We start from the raw sequence: 3,686 nt of genomic DNA on the forward strand, positions 1-3,686 counted from the left end.
GGCCGGTCGCCCACGTAGCGGTATCCCAATCGGACGATCCTCTGCTGTCTGGTGACGTCGCCCGCCCGAGACTGCGTGAGCGGCTCCGGACATATGCCCGTTCAGTCGTCGTCGTCCACCTCGCGCAGTGCCTCAAACGCAGCACGCTCGCGCGCTCGCCGTGCCCGGAGCTCACCGAAAACATCTGCCGCCATGAACCGCGTGTGCGTGCCCACTCGGTGAGCTGGAACGCGACCGTCGGCCACCATCTTCAACAGGGTGGGTCGAGACACACCCAGGATCGCGGCTGCAGACGACGTCGTCAGGACATCCGGTGTTGAAGAGATGGTGACGGTGCCGCCGTTGGCGATCACGGACAGAACCTGCTGCAGGATGCGACCTACCTCGGGCGGGATCGGGTCAGCGATCCTCCCCGACTGCTCGACGCGCAGAGCGCCACGAGGTCCGTCAAGATCGGCAAGGACCTCACGAGCTTGGCGAGCGTCACGCTCACTCGTGATGACACGGCTGGTGGCATCGACGTGCGTGGCCATGGCCCCTACCTCTCAGCGAAATCGTCGGCCGAACACGGCCGGACGTCTGCACCTGTAACCATTTGCAGTTACATCTGCAAATGGTTACAGGTCGGCCGATTCGTCAGAGGAGGGCGAGGTCGTGGGCATCCCCGCTCTCGAAAGGTCAGTATCGTGCGCGCATGCCCACAGACCGTCTCGGCCGCGACGAGTTCTTCGCGAAGCTGTCCGGGCTGGACGAGGCGGCGCTGCGCAAGGCCCTGTGGACGCTGTACTGGCGAGGGCCCGCCGCGCAACGCCAGCGCATCGAGGCTCTTGTCGAGCCGCAGGGCGAAGCTGGGCGGGCCCGTTCGGTGCCGCCCACGCCGCCAGACGCGACAGCCGTTCTTGCTGAGGTGAAGGCGTTCGCCGCCCTTGCCCGGTCCGGGGCCTACCTCGGGCGCAGCCGCCAGGTGTCGCCGAAGGAGCGCACACGCTGGCGGCTGACGTTTCGCCGCCTGGTGCAGACCGCGCTCGCGGCGCTGCCCGGAGAGGGCGACGATGCGGCCGGTCGCGCCGTGGCGACGCTGGTCGATCTGGCCTGCGAGACCAAGGGCACCGATTTCTTCCGCTCCGAGGACCCGGTGGAGGCGGCCCGCTTCGTCGTCTCGGATGCCGTCCGCGCGCTCTGGGTGCGCACGCGCGAGATCGAGGGCGACGCCTTCACGGCGACCGCGACGCGGCAGCTGCTGCGGTGGGAGAGCGAGTACGGCTGGACCCGAGGGGGGTTCGGGTGGGTCGCCGAGCGCGAGCTGCCGTTGGCGACGGTTCTTGCGGGGATGCTCGACTCGCCCGCGGTGTGGGCGCGGGCCGGGCGCGACTACCTCGACGCCCTGGACGGGGTTGGCGGCGGTAGCAGCGGTGGCGGGGGCGGAGGCGGGGGCCTCAATCGCAGCCGCCGCGACCGGGCCGACGCCCTGACCACCTGGCACCTCATGCTCATCGACCACCTGCTCGACACTGAGGAGGCGGCACTCCTCGACCGACTGGTCGAGCACCCGGCTCTCGCAGAACATCTGCCACCTGCCGCAGCGAGGCGGCGACCGCGTCCGCCATCAGGCTCGGTGACCGAGCACGCGGGTGGAAGGCGGGCCTGGGTGATCGCCGACGGGGGCTCCCGGACGGTCCTGCATCCACCGGATCATGGCGGCCTCAAGCATGGCGTCGTCGTACTCGGGATGCTCACGACGCAGCCGGGTGCGCATCATCTGCTCACCGACGCCGGCGACGTCCAGCGCGATGCGCAGACGCTCCTCCGGAGTAGTTGCCGACATGGCGCGAGTTTGGCGACCTGCCCCTCCCTCGACCGTGGGGTGAATCGGCGGTGGTCCTCGGCGGTCTCACCCAAGGTCGCGATGAGGCGGGGTCAAACGGGGGTGTCGAGGAGCTCGCGCAGGTGCGCGTCCACCTCGTCGAGGTAGGACTGCTCGAAGCCGAAGAGCCCGAAGTGGCCGGCGATGCTGTGCAGCATCCGCACCTCGGCGCCCGGCGTCATCGCGGCCTCGGGCTCGCAGTCGCGCGGCGGGAAGAACATGTCCTGCTCGATCGGCATGACGAAGACCTTGGCAGTGACACGCCCGAGAGCGGCCGCGAGGTCGCCGCCGGCATTGCGGGCGACGTCGCCGCGCTGCCACTTCCAAGCCATCGTCAGCAGCGCGTTCGGGTCCATCATCGTGAAGAGGGTCCGCACGAAGTTCTGCTGGAACTCCTCGTAGGTCGAAAACTCCAGGCCCTCGGCGATCGGCGGGATGCCCCTCCAGAACTCCGTCTTCCAGAAGTCCGTCGTCAGCCCCATCGTCGCCCAGATGTCGGCGTGCCGGGTCAGGCCGTCGCGCACATCCTCGTGCGAGGCGTACTCGCCGCCGGCCCAGCCGGGGTCGGAGGTGATGGCGTCCACGAGCGTCTTCGTGAATAGCGTGTCGTGCGGGGTGTTCTGCGCCGTCCCGGCAATCGGCGCAGCACGCAGCACCTTCTCGGGGTAGCGGACGGCCCACTCCCACGTCTGCTGGGCGCCCATCGAGCCGCCGACGACGAGCGCGAACCGCTCGACACCGTAGTGCTCGCGCATCAGCTGCTCCTGTGCACGGACGTCGTCGCCGATGCGGACCTGCGGGAAGCGCGACATGGCGATGGACGGGTCATCGGTCGTGTGGGGCGAGGTCGAGAGGCCGTTGCCGATCTGGTTGACGACAGCGATGAACCACTTCGTCGGGTCGAGCGCGCGACCCTCACCGATGTACACCTGCCACCACGTCGCGTGCGTCCCGGAGAACCACGTCGGCACGAGGATCGCGTTGTCCTTCGCCTCGTTGAGCTCGCCGAAGGTCGCGACGGCCAGCTGGAGGTCGGGGATGACGCCGCCCTCCTCGAGCTCGAAGCGGCCGATCGACCGCAGCTCGTACGGCCCCTGGATCTCGGGCGTGTAGAACGGGTTCTCCAGGGGCATGGCGGGTCCTTTCGTCGCGGCGCTGCTGACCGGCCCGATGCTAGCAGGTGCGCGCCCCCGGCGGAACCCCCCCGGGCAGGGCCCCGACCGCTTCGGGGGCCACAGCGGTGCAGATCGCTGAGCGGGTTGGGGACCGCGACAGCGTGATTGAGCATGTGGGCTCGGCACGCACGCCGGCGGAGTTGGTCGCCTTGCTCGAGGTCGCGCGGGCACGGATGCACCCGGGCCAGGGCGAGCTGGAGTTGTCCCTGCCAGCGGGCCCGGTCGGGCAGGGGGTGATCACCGGCAAGCGGTGCGCGCTGCTGTGGCAGGTCCTCACTGGCGGCTACCGCGAGCTGGGGTTTCACGCGGTGGGTGACGACGCGTTCGAGCAGATGGTCCTGGCCAGGATCGTCGAGCCGACGTCGAAGGCGGACTCGCTGCGGGTCTTGGAGGAGATCGGGGTCGAGCACGCGTCGCTGCGCACGATGTTCCGGTCGTTGAAACGCTGCCAGGACCGCGGGTACCGCGACACCCTCGCTGCTGCTTGTTACGAACACGCCTCCACCGCAGGGGATCTGTCGCTGGTGTTGTATGACGTGACGACGTTGTACTTCGAGGCTGAGGATGAGGACGCCCTGCGCAAGGTCGGCTTCTCCAATTATGCCGAGGTCGTGGTTATGCCGAGGTCGTCCTGTTGGGGCGGATGT

3 protein-coding genes and 1 pseudogene are annotated in these 3,686 nt (G+C 69.0%); 2 read left to right on the plus strand and 2 right to left on the minus strand.

Features of this window, described 5'->3' with window-relative positions; translation table 11 throughout:
* Positions 1-101 precede the first annotated feature (101 nt).
* Complete coding sequence (locus tag PKY62_RS12630) at positions 102-533, minus strand: excisionase family DNA-binding protein (protein ID WP_324537491.1); 432 nt, start codon at positions 531-533, stop codon at positions 102-104.
* A gap of 80 nt (positions 534-613) precedes the next feature.
* Here PKY62_RS12630 and PKY62_RS12635 point away from each other — a divergent pair, with 80 nt between their 5' ends.
* Positions 614-1,972, plus strand: a complete 1,359-nt coding sequence (locus PKY62_RS12635; protein WP_324537493.1) for a hypothetical protein — start codon at positions 614-616, stop codon at positions 1,970-1,972.
* Here PKY62_RS12635 and PKY62_RS12640 read toward each other — a convergent pair.
* The gene (locus PKY62_RS12640; protein ID WP_324537496.1) at positions 1,918-2,997 is read right to left on the minus strand and encodes an alpha/beta fold hydrolase; all 1,080 of its coding nucleotides are present in this window, start codon (positions 2,995-2,997) and stop codon (positions 1,918-1,920) included. The genes PKY62_RS12635 and PKY62_RS12640 overlap by 55 nt on opposite strands.
* A gap of 47 nt (positions 2,998-3,044) precedes the next feature.
* Between PKY62_RS12640 and PKY62_RS12645 the strand changes: the two are divergent.
* A pseudogene (locus PKY62_RS12645) lies at positions 3,045-3,686 on the plus strand (hypothetical protein); the annotation flags it as partial.

Origin of the sequence: Actinotalea sp. (genome assembly GCF_035443605.1) — a bacterium.
Taxonomy (GTDB): domain Bacteria; phylum Actinomycetota; class Actinomycetes; order Actinomycetales; family Cellulomonadaceae; genus Actinotalea.

Bases quoted from the DNA above. Each gene is read 5' to 3' on its own strand.
- PKY62_RS12630 (WP_324537491.1), bottom strand. From the start codon at position 533: ATGGCCACGCACGTCGATGCCACCAGCCGTGTCATCACGAGTGAGCGT.
- PKY62_RS12635 (WP_324537493.1), top strand. From the start codon at position 614: ATGGTTACAGGTCGGCCGATTCGTCAGAGGAGGGCGAGGTCGTGGGCA.
- PKY62_RS12640 (WP_324537496.1), bottom strand. From the start codon at position 2,997: ATGCCCCTGGAGAACCCGTTCTACACGCCCGAGATCCAGGGGCCGTAC.